Source organism: Polynucleobacter sp. 15G-AUS-farblos (assembly GCF_018882445.1).
In the GTDB taxonomy this organism is placed as follows: Bacteria; Pseudomonadota; Gammaproteobacteria; order Burkholderiales; family Burkholderiaceae; genus Polynucleobacter.
This window is the reverse complement of record NZ_JACVOM010000002.1, coordinates 1-19,298: the sequence shown is the minus strand read 5'-3', so window position 1 is coordinate 19,298 and position 19,298 is coordinate 1. Positions and strand designations below refer to the sequence as shown.

The following is a 19,298-nucleotide window of genomic DNA, read 5'->3' as shown; positions in this document are numbered from 1 at the left end:
CCCCACGAGAATCAAAATGAAAAAACTACTTTCTATCATTGTTGCTTTTACATTAGTGCTTGGTTTTGGCTCTGTAGCATTGGCTCAATCTGCTGGTAATACAAAAGTGGTTTATCACATTGATGATGCTGATACTCAAGGTCTAAAAGGCTTGCGTAATATTCGAAATCATCTGGATGTATCACCGGAAACTAAGATTATTGTGGTAACCCATGCCAACGGTGTCGATATCCTCATGGAAGGCGCTAAGGATAAGAAGAATAACGTGGAGTACGCGCCGTTAGTTGGCGCGCTCAAATCACGCGGTGTACGTTTTGAGGTTTGTGAAATTACACTAAAAAATCGTAATCTTAAAAAAGATCAATTCACTTTAGATGCGGATTTCACGCCCTCAGGCGTAGTGAGAATTGCCGATCTCCAGTACAAGGATGGCTTTGCCTACATTCGACCTTAAGCGTTCCTGTATGAATTGCTTTAGGAGTCTTGCCGGGGTCCTTATGGGATCCTTGATCTTTATTGCTTTAGCTTATGGGCAAACGAAGCCTATTAATATCTTGCAATTAAAGCCTGTCAAGGTGGCCCCCAATACCTATTTTGTTCAAGGTAGGGCGGAAATGGGTAGTAGTGAGAACCAAAACTTCATATCCAATGCTGGATTTGTTGTAACGTCTCGCGGAGTGGTAGTTGTTGATGCATTAGGCTCCCCAATTCTGGCGCAAAAGCTACTGGCGGAAATTAAAAAAGTTACCAACCAAAAAGTTGTGGCTGTAATCGTCACTCATTACCATGCCGATCACGTTTATGGTTTGCAAGAGTTTAAAAAGGTCGGCGCTAAAATTTATGCACAAGGCGAAGGGAGGAATTACATTTCCTCTGAAACAGCAAAGCAACGGCTTATTGCCTCAAGGATAGATTTTGCACCTTGGGTTAATGCTGGTACGCAACTAGTTGCTGCTGATGTTTGGATCGATCAGAAAACCAAGCTGAATATTGGTGGGGTTGAATTTCTTATCAGCAGGGTGGGTCCTGCACATGCGCCTGAGGATTTAATGGTCTATGTACCCTCTGAAAAAGTACTTTTTGCTGGAGACTTGGTATTTAGAGGACGCATTCCTTTTGTGGGTAATGCGGATAGCAAAGGGTGGATAAGCGCCCTAGACGAGATTGAAAAGCTGAACCCTCAAATTGTTATACCGGGGCATGGCGCATACTCAACTAAACCCGGTGAGGATATTGCTTTTACAAGAAATTATTTAAAGTATCTACGCGAATCAATGTCTAAGGCAGCCATTGACTTAGATCCTTTCGATGAAGCCTACCAGCAGGCGGATTGGTCTGAATATGAAGGAATGCCCTTGTTTAGGGCAGCGAATCGCATGAATGCCTATAACGTTTACCTCTCGATTCAGGCGGAATAAGGCAAATTTACCCGTAGGGCATTAAAATAGTCATTTAATTCGCTAAATGATTGATTTCTAATGAAATTACCAATTTCCCTCCCCATCTTTTTTGTTTGTGTACTTTTTGCCATTTCATTGCCTGCACATTCAGCGCCAGATATTGCTCATGGTAAAAAGATTGATCAAGAAAAGTGTTACGCCTGCCATGCCAAAAAAACCGGCTTTGGAAATGGTGACATGATTTACACCCGCTCAGATAGCAAAGTCAAGTCGATTGCCAATTTGAAAAGAATGGTGAGCCTTTGTAACACTGAATTACGTCTAGATCTTTTTCCAGAAGATGAGGTCGATGTAGTTGCCTTCCTCAATCAACAGTTTTACAAATTTAAACCTTAATATTTTTTAGAATTTATTCATCATGGAAGTTGTAGATATTGCTTCGCTAGGAAAGTCCGTTCTTTGGGCTACTTTTGTAATTACCTTTTTGCTTGGTGCGGTGATGCAGAAAACTGGCTTTTGCAGTATGGGTGCAGTTTCCGACATTTTTATTATGTCTAGCTGGGATCGTCTAAGGCAATGGTTCCTAGCAATTGGTGTGGCTATTGTGGGCTTTGCCTTGATGTCTTATTTTGGGTTAATTGACCCATTAAAGAGCGTTTACACTGGTAATAAGTTGCTTTGGCTCTCAACCATTATTGGCAGTATTTTGTTTGGTATTGGAATGGTTCTTTCCTCAGGGTGCGGCAGTAAGACTTTAGTACGCATTGGTGGTGGTAACTTGAAGTCAATCATTGTATTTATGGTTTTGGGTTTAACTGCCTATATGACGATGCGGGGCTTTTTAGGCGTGATTCGCATTAATACACTAGACACTGTTTTCATTACGTTAAATACGCCGCAAGATTTACCCAGTATTTTCAGCGCTATTACTGGAATCGCAAGAGCCAATTTACACCTAGCTCTAGGTCTCATAGTAGGTTTTGCCTTTATTGCCTATGCCTTGGCGAGTAAAGTATTTTGGACCATTGAAAATCTGTTTGCTGGTGTAGCTGTAGGCTTAGCGATTTGCGCAGTCTGGTGGGTTTCAGGAAATCTAGGATACGTAGCTGAGGATCCAAATACTTTAGAGGAAGTTTTCTTATTGACCAACTCAGGAAGAATGGAAAGCCTTTCCTTTGTTGCGCCATACGCCTACTCACTTGATTGGCTCATGATGTTTAGTGATACTTCAAAAGTTCTTACTGTCGGCATTATTGCAGTGCTCGGAATGATTCTAGGATCGGCTGCTGTAGCTATTTTGACTAAGTCATTTCGTTGGGAATCATTTCGAAACGCAGAAGATACAGCTAGTCATTTGGTGGGTGCATGCTTAATGGGCTTTGGTGGTGTTACCGCTATAGGCTGCACTGTTGGTCAAGGCTTAAGTGGGATTTCTACTTTGGCACTTGGATCGTTCTTAGCGCTTCCAGGTTTTATTTTTGGAGCATATCTCGGCTTGCGATATTTGCAATTCCGACTTGCCCCTAATCCCTGCAGTTAATCACTATAGATTGGACTTTTAATGCAAATCGACTGGTTGTCATTTACTCCTATCCCATCCCTATTGGGTGGAATGATATTAGGTGTTGCCGCAGCCCTTTATGTAATCTTGCATGGCCGTATTTTGGGTATTAGTGGCATTGTTTCTGGTCTATTGCATCCTAAGGTAGGGGATTGGTCTTGGCGCTTGGCATTTGCTCTTGGCTTACTTACTTCTTCTTTTTTAGCAGCCCTGATTTTTGGTATTTTTCCAGTTATTGAGGTCGATGCCAGCTGGGTAACGGTAATTGTTGCTGGTTTACTGGTAGGTTTTGGTGTTCAGTATGGTTCAGGTTGCACGAGCGGCCATGGGATATGTGGTTTATCCCGCTTATCGCCACGCTCTTTAGTGGCAACACTCTCTTTTATGACTGCTGGTTTTTTAGTAGTTTTTATTATTCGCCACCTCATCTAAGCTCATCATGAAAAAACACTTTAGCCTTATTAGTCAATATGCCATTGGCGTTTTATTCGGATGGGGCCTGATCATTTCCGGCATGACCAACCCAATGAAGATCCAAAGCTTTTTAGATCTCGCAGGCTTATGGGATCCTTCTTTAATATTTGTCATGGGTGGTGCAGTTTTGGTAGGATTAGCTGGTTTCTTTTTGGCTAGCAAGCGTAGCGAAGCTTTCTTTGGGGGTGTCTTTCATATTCCTACTAGAAGAGATATCTCACGTCCTCTAGTTATTGGTAGCTTTATATTTGGTGCTGGTTGGGGTTTGGCGGGATTCTGTCCGGGGCCGGCAATTGTTGCCTTAGGCGCTGGTCATTTAAAGGCATTAGTATTTGTGCTTGCGATGCTTGCCGGGATGCATCTTTGCGAACGTTTTTTTACAGGCCATCGTAAGCAAGTCTGATTTAGAATTCTTACTGTCTTTTTTCAATCTTGCTCGTTTCGAGGGTCTTATGAGTCTTCCTATTAGCTGTCATACAAGTCAATTTGGTACGCTTGGCCAGATTGATCCCAGCCACCTTGCTGAGATTGCTCAGCAAGGGTACAAAAGCGTCATAAATAATCGTCCTGATGGCGAAGCTGGCCCAAGCCAACCCTCTAATGCATCGATACAAGCTGAAGCAGAGAGATTGGGTTTGAACTACGCTTACTTACCGGTTGTGCCCAGCGCAATTACACCGGCGCAGGTTCAAGAAATGGCGCGCTTGCTGAAAACAATGCCTGGACCTGTCTTGGCATTTTGTCGCTCAGGAGCACGCTCAACTAATTTGTACCATCTTGCGATGCAATTGGGCTAAGTCCATCTCAGATGCGCATTACGATCCCCGCTGAAAAAAGAGTAGTGCATGAAATGCTCATGCCTATTCGCTGGGGCGATATGGATGCCTACGGGCATGTCAACAACACCATTTACTTTCGGTATATGGAGCAGGCTAGGGTAGAGTGGATTACCTCTCTTGGATACAGTGTTGCCCCTGGTCGCGAATCCATGTTGATGATCAACGGATTTTGTAATTTCTATCAACAACTCTCCTATCCCGGTGAACTCATTTTGAAGACTTCTATCGGAGCAATAGGAAGATCAAGTTTGGATGTCTATACAGAGATGTATTTGACGACCGCTCCAGAGACGCTTGTGGCTGAAGGAGGGGCGACGATGGTTTGGGTTGATCTCACTACCAATCAGTCTGCTCCTTGGCCAGAGCATATTCTGCAGATATTGCGCTCATAAAGCGTATGCAGCCAAGCAACCCGCACATCTTAAAGTCAGATCAGTTTCTTAATCAACTTGATCATTTTGATTTGGTGATCGATGTTCGCTCCCCAGCAGAATTTGCTCTAGATCATATTCCTGGAGCAGTGAATTATCCAGTTCTGAATAATGAAGAGCGTGCTCAGATTGGTACCTTATATAAACAAGAATCTCCATTTGCTGCTAAAAAGCTTGGAGCCGCATTAGTCTCTCGTAATATTGCCAATCATCTAGAGAATCATTTTTTAGACTATTCACGTGAATGGCGTCCGTTGATTTATTGTTGGCGCGGCGGGGAGCGTAGCGGAGCCTTTACCCATATTCTGAATCGCATAGGCTGGAAGGCGATGCAACTCGAAGGGGGATACCAAGGGTTTAGACGAACTGTCATCGATGGCCTTGAGCTTGATGCCAAGCAGTTCTCCTTTCAGGTGATCTGCGGTATGACTGGCAGTGGAAAGACAAGAGTCTTACAAGAAATTAAAGCCTTGGGTGCCCAGGTGCTAGATCTTGAGGCTCTGGCGCTACATCGGGGCTCAGTGCTTGGTAATGAACCGCTGATCGATCAGCCTTCGCAAAAAGGTTTTGAGACTGCCATGTGGAATGCTCTTCGATCTTTAGACCCAAGTAGGCCGGTGTATGTGGAGTCTGAGAGTAAAAAGGTGGGCGGCGTGCATGTGCCTGATGCCTTGATGGAGAAAATCCGCAGCGGATCTTGCATTGAGTTGAGATCTAGCACTGCTACTAGAGTGTCGTGGTTAATTCGGGAGTACCACCACTTTTTAACTGATACCAATCACTTCAAGAACAAGTTAGCACTACTCACGGCGCATTATGGAAAGGTGCAAATTGCACAATGGTCAGAAGCCATTGATGCAGGAAATTTTCCCCAATTGGTAGAGGAGCTATTGGTCAAACACTATGACCCATCCTATTCATCATCTATCGTTCGCAACTTTCCGGCTTACAGCTCAGATCGCTACGTACTTCTGGAGAGTGATAGTGACGAGGCCTTTGCTCAATCAGCAAAGGCCATCGTAGAAAAGCTTGGAACTTAGTACCTTAACTAAAGGCTTGAATGCCTGTTTGCGCACGACCTAGAATTAGCGCGTGAATATCATGCGTGCCTTCATAAGTGTTAACTACTTCAAGATTGAGCATGTGACGAACAACGCCGTACTCGTCAGAGATGCCGTTACCGCCATGCATATCACGCGCCATCCGTGCAATATCCAGGGATTTACCGCAGGAGTTGCGTTTCATGATGGAGGTAATTTCTGGGGCAGCAATGCCTTCATCTTTCATGCGGCCTAAGCGCAAGCAACCCTGAAGGGCTAAAGTAATTTCTGTTTGCATATCAGCCAATTTTTTCTGAATCAGCTGATTGGACGCTAATGGCTTACCAAATTGCTTGCGATCCATAGTGTATTGACGGGCTGCATGCCAACACCATTCGGCGGCACCAAGAGCGCCCCAAGAAATGCCATAGCGAGCTGAATTGAGGCAGGTGAACGGGCCCTTTAGGCCGGTAACCTCAGGGAATTCGTTTTCATCTGGGACAAATACCTCATCCATCACGATTTCACCAGTAATGGAGGCGCGTAAGCCCATCTTGCCAGTGATCTTAGGTGCGCTTAAGCCCTTCATGCCTTTTTCTAGAATGTAGCCGCGAATGATGCCTTCATCATTTTTTGCCCACACCACAAAAACATCAGCGATTGGGGAGTTAGAGATCCACATCTTTGAGCCAGTCAAAGAAAAGCCACCCGGAACCTTTTTGGCGCGCGTGATCATGCCACCGGCGTCGGAGCCATAGTTAGGTTCTGTTAAACCAAAACAACCAATCCATTCACCAGTTGCTAATTTAGGAAGGTATTTTTGTTTTTGAGCTTCGCTACCAAATTCATTAATCGGCACCATGACCAGAGAAGATTGCACACTCATCATGGAGCGATACCCTGAATCTACACGCTCAATCTCTCTGGCAATCAAGCCATAGGAAACATAATTCAGGTTAGCACCACCATATTGCTCGGGAATCGTAATGCCGAGTAATCCAAGTTCACCCATTTCACGAAAGATGCTGGGGTCAGTGGTTTCATTGCGATATGCATCATGAATCCGGGGCATTAAGCGCCCTTGAGCATATTCAGCGGCAGCGTCGCGAATCATGCGCTCATCTTCAGTCAGTTGGGTATCAAGCAAAAGTGGGTCTTCCCACTGAAAACTGGCTTTACTCATTACTTTAGTCATCCTTTAATTTATTTTTTTGTTGCTTCCTGCGAATTTCTAGGAATACAGATATTCTTGTTTCTATTATCCATTTTTTTAAGCTTATGGACGCACCGAGACGCCACCATCGCTACTACGACCTCATTTTGGCCGCCTTTGTAGTTGTTTTACTCTGTTCTAACTTTATTGGGGCAGGAAAGGCGGCAGTAGTAGATTTACCTTACTTTGGTTCAACAGTCTTTGGGGCAGGCATCCTCTTTTTTCCAATCGCCTATTTTTTTGGCGATATTTTGACTGAGGTTTATGGTTATGCGTATGACCGAAGGGCGGTTTGGGCGGGCTTCGCCGCTTTGGCTTTTGCAGCCATCATGGCGCAAATCGTAATCGCTTTACCGGCTGCTCCCGGCGCTTATATGGCCAATTATCAACAGGGTTTAGAAACAGTTTTTGGGAATTCTTGGCGAATCGCTCTGGCTTCGATGACAGCCTTTTGCTGTGGCAGTTTTGCAAATAGCTACGTCTTGGCCAAAATGAAAATTTGGACAGAGGGGCGCCACTTATGGATGCGCACGATCGGCTCAACAGCAGTCGGGGAGTTGGTGGATTCCTCCCTGTTTTATATGCTCGCCTTTTATGGTTTATGGTCCATTCAAGAGGTCATCCAGGTGGCTATGGCTCAGTATGTTTTGAAAACCACTTGGGAAATCTTGGCGACTCCACTCACTTATTGGGTGGTGGGATTCTTAAAGCGCAAGGAAAATCAGGATTTTTACGATATTCACACTGATTTCACCCCATTTCGGGTCAAAGTTTAATTTGAGCCTGGGTTTTCCTAACCCGTTAAAATAATGGTCTTTGCCCCATAAAGTAGGGCGCTCAATTGAATTTCAGAAAGCTAGAAAACATCCGTGCTGTCAGCATCTAATATCACTATGCAGTTTGGGGCAAAGCCCTTGTTCGAAAACATTTCCGTAAAGTTTGGCGGCGGTAATCGCTATGGCCTTATTGGCGCAAACGGATGCGGTAAATCTACCTTCATGAAAATTCTGGGTGGCGAGCTTGAGCCTACTAGTGGCAATGTGAGCCTTGATCCTGGTATTCGTTTGGGTAAGTTGCGTCAAGATCAATTTGCCTATGAAGATGTCCGCGTATTGGATGTCGTCATGATGGGTCATGAGGAAATGTGGAAGGCTGCAGCGGAACGCGATGCCATTTACGCAAACGCTGAAGCGACAGATGAAGATTACATGAAGGCTGCTGAGCTTGAGGGTAAGTATGCTGAATATGGTGGTTACACCGCTGAAGCTAAAGCAGGAGAGTTACTCCTAGGAATTGGTATTCCGATTGAGCAACACGATGGCCCAATGAGCAATGTTGCACCAGGTTGGAAGCTACGCGTTTTATTAGCACAAGCACTTTTTTCTGATCCTGATGTTTTGTTGCTAGATGAGCCAACCAATAACTTGGATATCCATTCGATTCATTGGCTTGAAGACATTCTGAATCAAATTAAAAGTACCATCGTTATTATTTCGCATGATCGCCACTTCTTAAATGAAGTCTGTACGCATATGGCGGATATGGACTATGGGACTCTCAAGGTCTATCCTGGAAACTATGACTCCTACATGCTGGCTTCAGTACAGGCAAGAACACAACAATTAAGTAACAACGTTAAAGCGAAAGAAAAAATTGCTGAATTAGCGGCTTTCGTGGCGCGATTCTCGGCCAATGCTTCTAAGGCACGTCAAGCAACATCTCGTCAAAGACAGTTAGAGAAGATTGAGGTCGTTGAAGTAAAACCTTCATCACGTCAGAACCCTTTTATTCGTTTTGATACTGAGAAGAAACTTCACAATATGGCGGTCGAGTGCAATGCGTTGACCAAGTCCTATGACCGTACTATTTTCAAGAATTTTAAATTGGGCGTGCGTGCCGGTGAGAAGATTGCCATCATTGGTCAAAATGGCGCTGGTAAGACAACTCTCTTGAAAACAATTCTGAGTAAGCGTTTTGATGGTATAGCTGCAGATAGTGGTGATGTGAAGTGGGCAGAAAATGCCAATGTTGGTGTAATGCCTCAAGACAATACAGAGATGTTTGCTAAAGACGAATTGCTGATGGATTGGATGAATAATTGGCGCAATACGGGCGACGATGATCAAGTGATTCGTGGCACCTTGGGCCGCTTACTTTTTTCAGGCGACGATATTGGCAAGTCCGTTAAGGTTCTCTCCGGTGGTGAAAAGGGCCGAATGATTTGGGGTAAGTTGATGCTCCAAAAATACAATGTCCTAGCAATGGATGAGCCAACTAACCATATGGATATGGAATCCATTGAGAGTTTGCAAATTGCCCTTGAGAAATTCGATGGCACACTCATTTTCGTTTCGCATGACCGTGAGTTTGTATCTGCTCTAGCTAACCGCATCCTAGAAGTGAAGATGGATGGTACCGTTACCGATTACTCTGGTACTTACGAGGAATATCTCAGAAGTCAGGCTCTTGAAGGTTAAGCTCAGTTAGCGCTCATAGAAAATAAGCCCATACGATGGGCTTATTTTTCTTTTACCTGTCTCTGAAAACGCTGGGCGGTTCCATCTGCCCGGATGCGCTGCCAAACAGTTGCCTTTTCTTCTGGGGAATAGAAGACCCAATTACTGACCTCTGCTAGGGTGCGCCCACAACCTTGGCAGATCTCATCGTAAAGAGTGGTGCAGACTCCAATACAGGGTGAGTCAGAAGCATCATCTCCAGTAGAAAGTGAGTTTGAGCCATCTTGGGTGTTGGGTTTATCGCTTCCAGAATTCATGGATGTACTTTAGTGGATTTCAAAGGACTGTGCTCGGCGAGCTCATCCACATAGGCGCCAATACCTTGGTGCTCACGATCTAAGAAATGTTTTACTGCCTTTGCAAAACGGGGGTCAGCAATAAAGTGTGCCGAATGAATGGTGGTGGGCAAGAATCCTCTCGCCATCTTGTGTTCACCCTGGGCGCCACCTTCAAAGGTCTGGATCCCATGCTCGATACAGTACTCAATCGCCTGGTAATACGCAGTCTCAAAATGAAGTAGGGGAATATGTTCTATTGCACCCCAATATCGACCATAGGCTTTCGAGGAAATGGCATCCACCACTAATAGCGAGGCAGCAATGGGCTTGTCATTTCTCTGGGCAATGATGAGGTGCAGGTTTTCAGGCATACGCTGACCAAGGAGTCTAAAAAAAACTTCCTTCAAGTAAGGGCTCGAATGATGCTCGAAGTAAGTATTGGCATAGCAACGATAAAAGAATGACCAGTCCTCATCACTGGCTGATTGACCAGGAATATGTCGAAAAGAAACACCTTCTTTAGCAACATGCTCTCGTTCGCGTCGAATATTCTTACGGCGCTTCATGGTGAGTGCAGCTAAAAACTGCTCAAAACTCATGAAGTCTTGGTTGTGCCAATGAAACTGTACCGAATCTCGCAACATAAAGCCTTGGTCTTCTATGGCTTGAATTTGCTCGCTTAAGGGAAACAAAATATGAGCAGACGATAAATTGTTTTGCAGAACCAAGGTTTTTAGACCGGAAATGAGTTGCGCTTCAATCTGGGCCTTAGGCTGATCAGCTGCAAATAAGATTCTCGAGCCTTGAACGGGGGTAAAGGGGATGGCGCAGAGTGCTTTTGGGTAGTACTGCATGCCTTGCTGCTCATAGGCTTGAGCCCAGGACCAATCAAAGACAAACTCTCCGTAGGAATGTTGCTTTAGGTACAAGGGCATTGCGCCAATAAGGCGATCTGCTTGATACAAGCCAAGGTGAGTAACTTGCCAGCCAGTATTACTACCAACGCAGCCTGTTTCTTCTAGGGTGCTTAAAAAAGCATGCTGCAAAAAGGGGCTTGCATCAGTAGGAAGGAGTGCATCCCACTCTGCAGCAGTTACATCAGTCAGCTTATCGATTATTTCTAGGTGGTATTGCTTGTCACTCACAGTAAATCAACGTTGAATGAGTTCGATTTTGTATCCATCTGGATCGGTAACAAAAGCGATGATGGTATCTCCACCTTTTACTGGACCGGCTTCGCGAGTGACATTACCACCTGCAGCTTTTATCTTGTCACAAGCCGCATATGCATCAGGAACACCAATGGCAATATGTCCATAGGCCGTACCCATCTCATAGGATTCCACACCATGGTTATAGGTCAACTCAATTTCAGATTGACCATCGGCATTACCTTTGCCATAAGCGACAAACGCGAGCGAATAATGTTGATCAGGGCGTTCAGTCATACGCAGCAAATTCATGCCAAGTACTTTAGTATAAAAATCAATAGAGCGAGTCAGGTTGCCGACTCTAAGCATAGTGTGAAGGATCATCATGAGATTAAATATATACGGAAATGCTAAACCTTGCTCAATTGAAAAGCCCAGCATCAGAGCTAGGCTATTGATTCTTAATTACATTGATGCGTAATTTGGTCCGCCGCCACCTTCAGGGGTAATCCACACAATGTTTTGACTTGGATCTTTGATGTCACAGGTTTTGCAATGGACACAGTTCTGCGAATTAATTTGCAAGCGTGGTTTGCCATCGGCTTCGACATACTCATAAACGCCTGCTGGGCAGTAACGTTGCTCAGGGCCGGCATAGTTTTTGAGATTCAATTCAACCGGTACCGAAGCATCTTTTAGCGTGAGGTGAGAAGGTTGATTCTCAGCGTGATTGGTATTAGAAATAAATACCGAGGAGAGACGATCAAAAGTAATCTTTCCATCTGGCTTAGGATAATGAATCGGTTGATGTTTTGCGGCTGGTTCCAAGCACTCATGGTCAGCGTGCTTTAAATGAATCGTCCAAGGCATATTGCCTCCAAGCAGCTTTTGCTCAAGACCTACCATGAGGGTGCCTACATACAAACCTTTAGACATCCAGGGTTTAAAGTTACGCGCTTGATTCAGCTCAGTATGCAGCCAGCTATTTTGGAATGCAGCAGGGTAGGCGGCAAGAATGTCAGCAGAGCGATTTTCATTAATCGCCGCTACTGCTGCTTCTGCAGCAAGCATGCCTGTCTTAATCGCTGCATGACTGCCTTTAATACGAGAGGCATTCAGGAACCCAGCATCACATCCGATTAAAGCACCACCCGGAAATACTGTTTTAGGTAGGCTATTTAGGCCACCTGCAGTCAATGCACGTGCACCATAGGCAATACGCTTACCACCCTCGAATGTATCCCGAATTTTGGGATGCAATTTATAACGTTGAAATTCTTCAAAGGGTGAGAGGTAAGGGTTCTTGTAAGACAGGCCCACTACTAGACCAACGGCCACTTTGTTATCGCCTAAGTGATACAAGAAGGAGCCGCCATAAGTATCACTTTCTAGTGGCCAGCCCGCTGTATGAACCACCAGACCAGGCTTGCTCTTAGACGGTTCTACTTCCCAGAGCTCTTTGATGCCAATACCGTAACTTTGAGGATCGGCATCCTTATCTAAGGCGAATTTTGCGATCAATTGTTTGCCAAGGTGACCCCGTGCTCCTTCGGCAAAGAGAGTATACTTTCCACGCAATTCCATGCCGAGTTGAAATTGATCAGTGGGCTCACCATCTTTATCGATACCCATTGACCCAGTAATGACGCCACATACTGCACCTTGATCATCATATAGAATTTCTGCAGCCGGAAATCCCGGGAAAATTTCTACGCCGAGATTTTCTGCTTGCTGTCCAAGCCAGCGTGTCACATTAGCAAGACTAACAATGTAGTTGCCTTCATTTTTAAAACAGTGGGGCAGCATCCAGTTGGGAACTTGAAATGAATTCTCTGCCGTTAGAAACAGAAATTGATCTTGCGTAACAGGTATATCGAGTGGCGCGCCTAATTCTTTCCAGTTAGGGAAGAGCTCCGTAAGAGCCTTAGGATCCATCACGGCTCCTGACAATATATGGGCACCAATTTCTGAGCCTTTTTCAAGAACGCAAACGCTGATTTCTTTACCGCTTTCTAAGGCGAGCTGTTTGGCTTTAATTGCAGCAGAAAGGCCAGCAGGACCTCCGCCCACAATCACCAGGTCATAGTCCATTGAGTCCCTGGGTCCAAATTGTTCCAACAGCTGTACAGAATTCATTCGATTTCTCCGATTTTTCCGAAAAATAAGGCTTTTAGCCCCATTAGTTTAGTTCTATCTGGCAAAAATCAAACTAGTGCTTCGACGGGCTGGGTTGAGGAGGCTGAGGCGTTATGATTACTTTTTTACCCTTTTTGCAATATTAGGACAAATGTTATGAATAAAACTTACCCATCGGCAGTCGATGCTCTGAGGGATATCTTGAAAGACGGGCAAAAAATCGCCGTTGGTGGTTTTGGTCTTTGCGGAATTCCAGAGGCCTTGATTGAGGCTGTGAAAACCTTAGGCGCGCAAAACCTGACCGCTATTGCCAATAATGCGGGCGTTGATGGTTTTGGTTTGGGCCTCCTCTTGAATTCACGTCAAGTTAAGAAAATGGTGGCTTCCTATGTTGGCGAAAACAAAGAATTTGAGCGTCAATATTTAGCCGGCGAGTTGGAGTTGGAATTTACTCCACAAGGCACCTTGGCGGAAAAGCTGCGCGCGGGTGGTTGCGGTATTCCTGCTTTCTACACTAAAACAGGTGTAGGAACTCTAGTCGCTGAAGGTAAAGAAGAAAAAGAATTTGATGGTGAGAAGTACATTATGGAACGTGCCATTGTTTCCGATATCTCATTAGTAAAAGCTTGGAAAGCGGATAAATCAGGTAACTTAATTTATCGCTATACCGCCCGCAATTTCAACCCTGTTGTTGCAATGGCTGGAAAGATTACTGTGGCAGAAGTGGAAGAGATTGTTGAGAATGGTCAGTTAGACCCAGATCAAATTCATACGCCTGGCATCTATGTACACCGCTTGGTTGTGAATAAGACCCCTGAGAAGCGCATTGAGCAACGCACATTGACTGCAAGTGCTTAATTCCCCAGAACAGAATATTTAGGAAGATTGATATGCCTTGGACTAGAGATGAAATGGCGGCAAGGGCTGCTAAAGAATTAAAAGATGGTTACTACGTCAATTTGGGTATTGGTATGCCAACCTTGGTGGCCAATCATGTGCCAAAAGATATGGAAGTATGGCTTCAGTCAGAAAATGGTTTATTAGGAATTGGTCCATTTCCAACTGAAGAGACAATTGATGCTGACTTGATTAATGCAGGTAAGCAAACTATCACTACCTTGCCTGGATCCTCTATTTTTTCTTCGGCTGATTCTTTCGGAATGATCCGTGGCGGAAAAATCAATATTGCCATCTTGGGAGCAATGCAGGTTAGTGAGCATGGCGACTTAGCAAACTGGATGATTCCAGGAAAAATGGTCAAAGGTATGGGTGGTGCAATGGACCTCGTTGCTGGAGTAAAGCATGTGGTTGTCATGATGGAACACGTTGCAAAGAAGAAAGACGGTACGGAAGAGTTGAAGATTCTGCCTAAGTGCACATTGCCCTTAACTGGCGTGCGAGTCATTAGTCAAATCATTACGGATCTTTGTGTTCTGGATATCACAGCTGCTGGCTTGAACCTGGTGGAATTGGCTCCGGGCGTGACTAAAGAAGAAGTTATCGCTAAAACAGGTGCCCCTGTTGATACCTCGGGTTTTTAAGCAATCTCTAAGGATGAATGAAATAATGGGATCACCATGGTTGATCCCCATTCATCTCCAAAACCGAGTTCTATGAGCGCACCAGATAATCACTCTCTACATGCTCATAAGCGGGGTGATGCCAAGCACACCCATAGCAAGCAAGTCTCCAATCAAAATCTCCTACTCATTGCCTTAGTTTTAACGCTAGGGTTTTCTGGTGTCGAGGGTGCTGCAGCCTACTTTGCTAATTCTTTAGCGTTGATTTCCGATGCCGGTCATATGGTGACTGATGCCGCTGCTTTAGGTTTGGCTTTGCTAGCGCAAATTATTTCTCGTCGCCCACCATCAGCTAAACATTCCTTTGGATTTGGCAGAGCAGAGGCTCTAGCTGCTTTTGTCAATAGCTTAGCAATGCTTGCTCTAGTAGTTTGGATTATTTATGAGGCAATTACACGCTTCTACGATCCTCATAAGGTTGATGGACTCACTGTTACTGTTGTAGCGGCCATTGGTCTCGTAATGAATTTGCTCGTTGCGTGGGTGCTCTCACGGGATAAGAAAAGCGTGAATACCCGTGCGGCATTAGTACATGTGATGGGTGATTTACTGGGATCGATTGCAGCACTCTTTGCCGGTGTTGTGATTCAGCTGACTGGCTGGATGCCGATTGATGCAATCCTTTCCATTTTGGTTTCTTTATTGATCCTGAAATCCACGATTTCGATTCTTCTTGAGTCTTATCATTTCTTAATGGAGGGTGTGCCACTCCATATTGATTACTTGGCGGTAGGTAGGGATTTAAAAAATGTTCCCGGTGTATTGGCTGTGCATGATTTGCATGTATGGGAAATGACGCCGAGTTTTCCAGCATTAATTGGCCATATTGAAATTGCCCAAATGCAAGAGTGGCCTGCCATCATGTCTCGCATTAATACGATGTTGTTGGATAAGCATGGTATTGATCATGTGACCTTACAGCCAGAAGAGGTTGGCATGGATGATGATCATGATCATCAAGATAGCCCTGCTGTTGCTAGTAGCCAATTTCATAATGGCGATACCTTTTTTGTAGAGTGCTCGAGCGGTGATACAAAGCATCGTATGGCTTATCACGCTTGGGGTGATCCATCCAATCCTAAGGTTTTAGTATGTGTGCATGGCTTAACCAGGCGCGGCAGTGACTTCAAAACCTTGGCACAAGCCATGTGTCAGGATTACTACGTGGTTTGCCCTGATGTTGTAGGGCGTGGCGAGTCAGATCGACTTTCTAACCCCATGATGTATGCCGTTCCCCAGTATGTGACAGATATGGTGCAATTAGTGAAGCACCTCGGCGTTACTCAGATCAATTGGTTTGGGACCTCGATGGGGGGATTAATTGGCATGGTATATGCATCCATGCCTCATTCGCCGATTCGTAAAATGTTAATTAATGATGTGGGTCCACGTATTGAACCCGAGGCAATTGCGCGTCTAGGTTCTTACGTAGGGCAACCATTTGCTTTTGCAAATCGAGAAGAGGCCTTAGATAAATTGAATCAAATCTGCGCTACTTTTGGCGACCACACGCCGGAAGAGTGGGAGGTTTATAACGGGCCAATGATGATTCAGCGTGATGGCAAATGGGTAATGCATTACGACGCTGATATCTCGGTACCTTTTGCTTCAGTCAATCCGATTATGGCTAAGGCAGGTGAAATGGCTATGTGGCATGCATTCAAGCAGATTCATATTCCAATGCTGATCGTACGCGGCGGAAATTCGGATTTACTGTCTGCCGCTACGGTGGCAGAAATGTGTAAGGTCAATCCTTACGCGCGCAGCATTGAGATTCCTAATGTGGGACATGCTCCCGCGTTTGTAAAAGCAGAGCAAATTGCTTTGGCCAAAGAGTTTTTCGGATAATTCATTCTCCTTGCCAATGGCAAATTCTTCAAGCAAATCAGTCAATGCAGCAACCATAGTTGATGCTTGGTATGGTGAGCCTGCAGAAATTCATTCGGCTGGCGTCTTGCAAATTCTTCAAGCGCTTAATTTAGATGAGGCCACCTTAATTGCAGCTCGTAATATTGCGCGCACACATGGTAAAGAGGCGCTCATCAAGTTAATAGGTGAAGAGTCTGCGAAGTTATTAATCGGTTATCGAGGTTTACGTCAAGCTCAGGCAAAACTGGTGCGGGATGATGGCGGCCTTAGCGTTACTGGTCAAGAAGAGATGCTACGCAAAATGCTGTTGGCATTTGGTGATGATTTACGAGTGGTATTGATCTATCTCGCTTCACGCTTACAAACCTTGCGTTGGGTGACTCAAGAAAATATGCTGATGCCTGCCGCTTGGGCTCAAGAAATACTGAATATCGATGCCTCCCTTGCTAATCGCTTGGGTATCTGGCAGATGAAGTGGGAGATGGAAGACCTGGCCTTCAGGGTTTTGTCCCCGGATACGTATCGCGAGATTGCCAAGATGTTGGATGCAAAGCGAATTGAGCGACAGGCATTTATTGATCAAATCGTGATTGAACTTCAATCTGAATTAAAAGCAGCCCAAATTGATGGTGAGGTATTGGGTAGACCTAAGCATATCTACAGTATCTGGAAAAAGATGCAGGGCAAGTCACTAGACTTTGCCAATCTCTACGATGTGCGGGCGTTTCGGGTGCTTGTAGACGATGTCAAATCTTGCTACGCCGTATTAGGAATTGTTCATAATGTTTGGCAGCCAGTGCCACGTGAGTTTGATGACTACATTGCAAGGCCTAAACCTAATGGATACCAATCACTTCATACGGTAGTCATGAATGAGGATGGCACCGCATTTGAAATACAAGTGCGCACTCAAGAAATGCATCAGCAGGCTGAATACGGTTTAGCTGCTCACTGGCGTTATAAGGAGGGTGCTTATGTAGGTATGGCTACGCCGCCCAATCCAATTAAATCCAATAAATCCAATATTTCCCACCAAGCGGGAACACATAGTGCAGAGGTTGCTTATGAGCGTCAGATTGCATGGGCGAGGCAGCTGATTTCATGGAAAGAAGATGCTTGGGAACAATTAAAGCACCATGAGATTGATGATCATATTTATGTGCTCACTCCTTTAGGTAAAGTGATTTCTTTGGAGAAGGGCTCCACTCCAATTGATTTTGCTTACGCCGTTCATACCAACTTAGGTCATCGCTGCCGAGGCGCAAGGGTTGATGGTGCTATGGTGCCGCTCGGTACCTCTTTGCAAAATGGACAAACCGTTGAAATCATTGTGGTTAAAGATGGCGGTCCATCACGAGACTGGATTAGCCCTGATAAAAACTATTTGCGCTCGCAAAGAGCCCGCCAAAGAGTGCGCGCTTGGTTTAATGCCTTGGATGATGAAGAGGCGGGTCAGACGACCAAGTCAGTTGAAGCAAAATCTGAAACGACTGCAGATTTAAAACCAGCAGTGACTCCTGAAATAGTTCTGCGCAATAGCAGCAGAAAGCAGGCTCAAAGTGGTGATGTGCTCGTTGTCGGTGTGGATTCTTTATTAACCCAATTAGCTCGTTGCTGTAGACCGGTGCCTCCAGATGCTATTGCTGGATTCGTCACTCAGGGTAGAGGCATTTCAATTCATCGTCGCAACTGTAAAACCTTTAGAGGTCTCTTAGAGAGAGCGCCTGAGCGAGTAATACAAACTGCATGGACATCCTCTGCAGTGCAAGCCTCTCCAAATGATGAACAAAAGCGAGTATTTCCAGCGGATTTAGTGGTGGCTGGTGTAGATCGACCTGAGCTGATGCGGGAGTTGTTTGAGATCCTGACAAGACAGGGTGTTCATGTAATTGATTTACGTAAATCTGCTAAAAAAGGCCTTGCTCGTATCCTTTTAACCATTGAAGTGAAGGATTCAGAAGCACTTCGTCTGGTTCAAAATAGTCTTGAGGCAGTTAAGGGTGTTACCCAAGTGCGTAGACGCTAGTCTGACCAGAAAACTCTACTAACTAAGGCGTTAGCGAGGTAAGCACTCCAAAATTACAGTATGCGAGATACCAGCCAAATACCTGCAATTGACATAACGCCAAAGAAGAATAACTGAACAATAAATGTCAGAGCAACTAGTACGCCACCTGCTGCACCGGTGGCGGCATCTTCTTTTGTACGATTACCGAAAATAAAAGCCATGGAGGCACCAACAATCGCGGCAATTAACAAAATTTTAAGTAACATAAACTGTTCCCAAAGAGTGGATCAAGCTTTAAGTGCTTGATGATAGGAAGTATTTATTTCATTCTCATGAAATCTAATCTACTAGATCTTAACTTCAGGGTAGAAACTTACAGCTTTATTTATTAACTTATATGTTTTTTGCACTAAATTGAGGCATTTTTACTAAATTCGACCCATTCCTGCTTTAATTCGTGATTTTTTTCCAACATTAGCAGTATTTGCCTCCAAGCGCTGCGCTAAGGCTTCTGGGTTGGGACTCTCAAACAGGGTCCGTAGTGGCAAGGTAATTCCCAGCTTTTCTCGTAACTTTGCAACTAGCTTCATTGCTAATAGAGAATGTCCCCCAATCGCAAAAAAACTATCATCTAAACCTACTGGAGTAGTACCTGTGAGCTCACTAAAGAGGGTACATAACAAACTCTCAGTGCTAGTGCGTGGTGCACGATAGGTGGCCTCACTCTGACCAGAAGGCTCTGGTAGTGCCCGGCGATCTAGCTTGCCATTCGGCGTTAAAGGTAAGCGCTCTAAGCTGACAA

The 19,298-nt window shown here is 44.9% G+C and carries 22 protein-coding genes; 15 read left to right on the top strand and 7 right to left on the bottom strand.

What is annotated here, in order from left to right; translation table 11 throughout:
* The first annotated feature begins 16 nt into the window (after nucleotides 1-16).
* The 9 genes from ICN41_RS03405 to mnmH are packed head-to-tail and all read left to right on the top strand — an operon-like array spanning nucleotide 17 to nucleotide 5,745.
* Nucleotides 17-454, top strand: coding sequence for a DsrE family protein (locus tag ICN41_RS03405; protein WP_216291427.1), 438 nt, complete (start codon nucleotides 17-19; stop codon nucleotides 452-454).
* Between the two features lie 43 nt (nucleotides 455-497).
* Complete coding sequence (locus ICN41_RS03400; RefSeq protein ID WP_255537878.1) at nucleotides 498-1,418, top strand: MBL fold metallo-hydrolase; 921 nt, start codon at nucleotides 498-500, stop codon at nucleotides 1,416-1,418.
* 60 nt (nucleotides 1,419-1,478) lie between these two features.
* Nucleotides 1,479-1,796, top strand: a complete 318-nt coding sequence (locus ICN41_RS03395; protein ID WP_255537877.1) for a hypothetical protein — start codon at nucleotides 1,479-1,481, stop codon at nucleotides 1,794-1,796.
* Nucleotides 1,797-1,818: 22 nt separating this feature from the next.
* Nucleotides 1,819-2,940 carry a YeeE/YedE family protein gene (locus ICN41_RS03390; protein WP_216291425.1) on the top strand — a complete coding sequence of 374 codons (1,122 nt, stop codon included), beginning with the start codon at nucleotides 1,819-1,821 and terminating at the stop codon, nucleotides 2,938-2,940.
* A 21-nt stretch (nucleotides 2,941-2,961) separates the two neighbouring features.
* Nucleotides 2,962-3,393, top strand: a complete 432-nt coding sequence (locus tag ICN41_RS03385) for a YeeE/YedE family protein (RefSeq protein ID WP_216291424.1) — start codon at nucleotides 2,962-2,964, stop codon at nucleotides 3,391-3,393.
* 7 nt (nucleotides 3,394-3,400) lie between these two features.
* Nucleotides 3,401-3,838 carry a YeeE/YedE family protein gene (locus tag ICN41_RS03380; RefSeq protein ID WP_216291423.1) on the top strand — a complete coding sequence of 146 codons (438 nt, stop codon included), beginning with the start codon at nucleotides 3,401-3,403 and terminating at the stop codon, nucleotides 3,836-3,838.
* Between the two features lie 49 nt (nucleotides 3,839-3,887).
* A complete protein-coding gene (locus ICN41_RS03375) occupies nucleotides 3,888-4,232 on the top strand; it encodes a TIGR01244 family sulfur transferase (RefSeq protein ID WP_216291422.1) in 345 nt (114 codons plus the stop codon).
* An 11-nt stretch (nucleotides 4,233-4,243) separates the two neighbouring features.
* Nucleotides 4,244-4,666 (top strand): thioesterase family protein, encoded by a 423-nt coding sequence (locus tag ICN41_RS03370; RefSeq protein WP_216291421.1) that lies wholly within the window; start codon nucleotides 4,244-4,246, stop codon nucleotides 4,664-4,666.
* Nucleotides 4,667-4,671: 5 nt separating this feature from the next.
* Nucleotides 4,672-5,745: a tRNA 2-selenouridine(34) synthase MnmH gene (gene mnmH, locus ICN41_RS03365; protein WP_216291420.1), complete on the top strand. Its 1,074-nt coding sequence runs from the start codon at nucleotides 4,672-4,674 to the stop codon at nucleotides 5,743-5,745.
* A 4-nt stretch (nucleotides 5,746-5,749) separates the two neighbouring features.
* Here the strand turns inward: mnmH and ICN41_RS03360 are convergent, their stop codons facing one another.
* Nucleotides 5,750-6,928 carry an acyl-CoA dehydrogenase gene (locus ICN41_RS03360; RefSeq protein ID WP_216291419.1) on the bottom strand — a complete coding sequence of 393 codons (1,179 nt, stop codon included), beginning with the start codon at nucleotides 6,926-6,928 and terminating at the stop codon, nucleotides 5,750-5,752.
* Nucleotides 6,929-7,023: 95 nt separating this feature from the next.
* Here ICN41_RS03360 and ICN41_RS03355 point away from each other — a divergent pair, with 95 nt between their 5' ends.
* On the top strand, nucleotides 7,024-7,734 hold the full coding sequence (locus ICN41_RS03355; RefSeq protein WP_216291418.1) for a queuosine precursor transporter: 711 nt from the start codon (nucleotides 7,024-7,026) through the stop codon (nucleotides 7,732-7,734).
* A gap of 93 nt (nucleotides 7,735-7,827) precedes the next feature.
* Nucleotides 7,828-9,435 (top strand): ABC-F family ATPase, encoded by a 1,608-nt coding sequence (locus ICN41_RS03350; RefSeq protein ID WP_216291417.1) that lies wholly within the window; start codon nucleotides 7,828-7,830, stop codon nucleotides 9,433-9,435.
* Nucleotides 9,436-9,476: 41 nt separating this feature from the next.
* Here the strand turns inward: ICN41_RS03350 and ICN41_RS03345 are convergent, their stop codons facing one another.
* From ICN41_RS03345 to ICN41_RS03330, 4 genes are all read right to left on the bottom strand, one after another.
* On the bottom strand, nucleotides 9,477-9,731 hold the full coding sequence (locus ICN41_RS03345; protein WP_216291416.1) for a DUF1289 domain-containing protein: 255 nt from the start codon (nucleotides 9,729-9,731) through the stop codon (nucleotides 9,477-9,479).
* Nucleotides 9,728-10,897: a GNAT family N-acetyltransferase gene (locus ICN41_RS03340; RefSeq protein WP_216291415.1), complete on the bottom strand. Its 1,170-nt coding sequence runs from the start codon at nucleotides 10,895-10,897 to the stop codon at nucleotides 9,728-9,730. The genes ICN41_RS03345 and ICN41_RS03340 overlap by 4 nt, the downstream gene beginning before the upstream one ends.
* Before the next feature lie 6 nt (nucleotides 10,898-10,903).
* Nucleotides 10,904-11,290 (bottom strand): lactoylglutathione lyase, encoded by a 387-nt coding sequence (gene gloA / locus ICN41_RS03335; RefSeq protein WP_216291414.1) that lies wholly within the window; start codon nucleotides 11,288-11,290, stop codon nucleotides 10,904-10,906.
* 78 nt (nucleotides 11,291-11,368) lie between these two features.
* Entirely contained in the window at nucleotides 11,369-13,039 is a 1,671-nt protein-coding gene (locus ICN41_RS03330; protein WP_216291413.1) for an electron transfer flavoprotein-ubiquinone oxidoreductase, read from the bottom strand.
* Between the two features lie 156 nt (nucleotides 13,040-13,195).
* Here ICN41_RS03330 and ICN41_RS03325 point away from each other — a divergent pair, with 156 nt between their 5' ends.
* The 4 genes from ICN41_RS03325 to ICN41_RS03310 all read left to right on the top strand — a co-directional run bounded on the left by ICN41_RS03325 (nucleotide 13,196) and on the right by ICN41_RS03310 (nucleotide 18,514).
* Nucleotides 13,196-13,897: a CoA transferase subunit A gene (locus ICN41_RS03325; protein WP_216291412.1), complete on the top strand. Its 702-nt coding sequence runs from the start codon at nucleotides 13,196-13,198 to the stop codon at nucleotides 13,895-13,897.
* Nucleotides 13,898-13,929: 32 nt separating this feature from the next.
* Entirely contained in the window at nucleotides 13,930-14,580 is a 651-nt protein-coding gene (locus ICN41_RS03320) for a CoA transferase subunit B (RefSeq protein ID WP_216291411.1), read from the top strand.
* A gap of 72 nt (nucleotides 14,581-14,652) precedes the next feature.
* Entirely contained in the window at nucleotides 14,653-16,467 is a 1,815-nt protein-coding gene (locus ICN41_RS11440; protein WP_216291410.1) for an alpha/beta fold hydrolase, read from the top strand.
* 16 nt (nucleotides 16,468-16,483) lie between these two features.
* A complete protein-coding gene (locus ICN41_RS03310) occupies nucleotides 16,484-18,514 on the top strand; it encodes a bifunctional (p)ppGpp synthetase/guanosine-3',5'-bis(diphosphate) 3'-pyrophosphohydrolase (protein ID WP_216291409.1) in 2,031 nt (676 codons plus the stop codon).
* Between the two features lie 53 nt (nucleotides 18,515-18,567).
* On the opposite strand, the gene ICN41_RS03305 is transcribed toward ICN41_RS03310, so the two are convergent.
* Both ICN41_RS03305 and ICN41_RS03300 read right to left on the bottom strand, forming a co-directional pair.
* On the bottom strand, nucleotides 18,568-18,762 hold the full coding sequence (locus ICN41_RS03305; protein WP_216291408.1) for a hypothetical protein: 195 nt from the start codon (nucleotides 18,760-18,762) through the stop codon (nucleotides 18,568-18,570).
* A gap of 162 nt (nucleotides 18,763-18,924) precedes the next feature.
* Nucleotides 18,925-19,298 (bottom strand): phosphopantetheine-binding protein (locus ICN41_RS03300; RefSeq protein ID WP_255537876.1); only part of this gene is annotated, 374 nt, incomplete at its 5' end.

What these genes read in the sequence shown, in the direction of transcription:
- ICN41_RS03405 (WP_216291427.1), top strand. Translation starts at nt 17, where the DNA reads ATGAAAAAACTACTTTCTATCATTGTTGCTTTTACATTAGTGCTTGGT.
- ICN41_RS03400 (WP_255537878.1), top strand. Translation starts at nt 498, where the DNA reads ATGGGATCCTTGATCTTTATTGCTTTAGCTTATGGGCAAACGAAGCCT.
- ICN41_RS03395 (WP_255537877.1), top strand. Translation starts at nt 1,479, where the DNA reads ATGAAATTACCAATTTCCCTCCCCATCTTTTTTGTTTGTGTACTTTTT.
- ICN41_RS03390 (WP_216291425.1), top strand. Translation starts at nt 1,819, where the DNA reads ATGGAAGTTGTAGATATTGCTTCGCTAGGAAAGTCCGTTCTTTGGGCT.
- ICN41_RS03385 (WP_216291424.1), top strand. Translation starts at nt 2,962, where the DNA reads ATGCAAATCGACTGGTTGTCATTTACTCCTATCCCATCCCTATTGGGT.
- ICN41_RS03380 (WP_216291423.1), top strand. Translation starts at nt 3,401, where the DNA reads ATGAAAAAACACTTTAGCCTTATTAGTCAATATGCCATTGGCGTTTTA.
- ICN41_RS03375 (WP_216291422.1), top strand. Translation starts at nt 3,888, where the DNA reads ATGAGTCTTCCTATTAGCTGTCATACAAGTCAATTTGGTACGCTTGGC.
- ICN41_RS03370 (WP_216291421.1), top strand. Translation starts at nt 4,244, where the DNA reads ATGCGCATTACGATCCCCGCTGAAAAAAGAGTAGTGCATGAAATGCTC.
- mnmH (WP_216291420.1), top strand. Translation starts at nt 4,672, where the DNA reads ATGCAGCCAAGCAACCCGCACATCTTAAAGTCAGATCAGTTTCTTAAT.
- ICN41_RS03360 (WP_216291419.1), bottom strand. Translation starts at nt 6,928, where the DNA reads ATGAGTAAAGCCAGTTTTCAGTGGGAAGACCCACTTTTGCTTGATACC.
- ICN41_RS03355 (WP_216291418.1), top strand. Translation starts at nt 7,024, where the DNA reads ATGGACGCACCGAGACGCCACCATCGCTACTACGACCTCATTTTGGCC.
- ICN41_RS03345 (WP_216291416.1), bottom strand. Translation starts at nt 9,731, where the DNA reads ATGAATTCTGGAAGCGATAAACCCAACACCCAAGATGGCTCAAACTCA.
- gloA (WP_216291414.1), bottom strand. Translation starts at nt 11,290, where the DNA reads ATGATGATCCTTCACACTATGCTTAGAGTCGGCAACCTGACTCGCTCT.
- ICN41_RS03330 (WP_216291413.1), bottom strand. Translation starts at nt 13,039, where the DNA reads ATGAATTCTGTACAGCTGTTGGAACAATTTGGACCCAGGGACTCAATG.
- ICN41_RS03325 (WP_216291412.1), top strand. Translation starts at nt 13,196, where the DNA reads ATGAATAAAACTTACCCATCGGCAGTCGATGCTCTGAGGGATATCTTG.
- ICN41_RS03320 (WP_216291411.1), top strand. Translation starts at nt 13,930, where the DNA reads ATGCCTTGGACTAGAGATGAAATGGCGGCAAGGGCTGCTAAAGAATTA.
- ICN41_RS11440 (WP_216291410.1), top strand. Translation starts at nt 14,653, where the DNA reads ATGAGCGCACCAGATAATCACTCTCTACATGCTCATAAGCGGGGTGAT.
- ICN41_RS03310 (WP_216291409.1), top strand. Translation starts at nt 16,484, where the DNA reads ATGGCAAATTCTTCAAGCAAATCAGTCAATGCAGCAACCATAGTTGAT.
- ICN41_RS03305 (WP_216291408.1), bottom strand. Translation starts at nt 18,762, where the DNA reads ATGTTACTTAAAATTTTGTTAATTGCCGCGATTGTTGGTGCCTCCATG.